This is a genomic window from Streptomyces sp. NRRL S-378 (assembly GCF_000720645.1).
GTDB lineage: Bacteria > Actinomycetota > Actinomycetes > Streptomycetales > Streptomycetaceae > Streptomyces.
Genome location: NZ_JOBX01000247.1, coordinates 1 through 206 on the forward strand (window position 1 = coordinate 1; position 206 = coordinate 206).

A 206-nucleotide genomic window follows, 5' to 3' on the forward strand; every position below is an offset into this window, starting at 1 on the left:
CCGCAAGACGAAGCGTCTGACCGTGAGCCATGCCTTCCACTCGCTGCTGATGGACCCGATGCTCGCGGAGTTCCGTGAGATCGCCGCCGGCCTCACCTACAGGGCGCCGAGCATTCCGGTCGTTTCCAACGTGACGGGCAAGGTCGCCGGTACGGAGGAGCTGCTGTCCCCGGACTACTGGGTCCGTCATGTCCGTGACGCCGTCC

Annotated in this window: 1 protein-coding gene; it reads left to right on the forward strand. The window is 66.0% G+C overall.

All coding sequences use genetic code 11. From position 1 onward, the window contains the following. Nucleotides 1-206: hypothetical protein (locus tag IH80_RS40475; protein ID WP_037882524.1), on the forward strand; the 206-nt coding region annotated here is incomplete at both ends.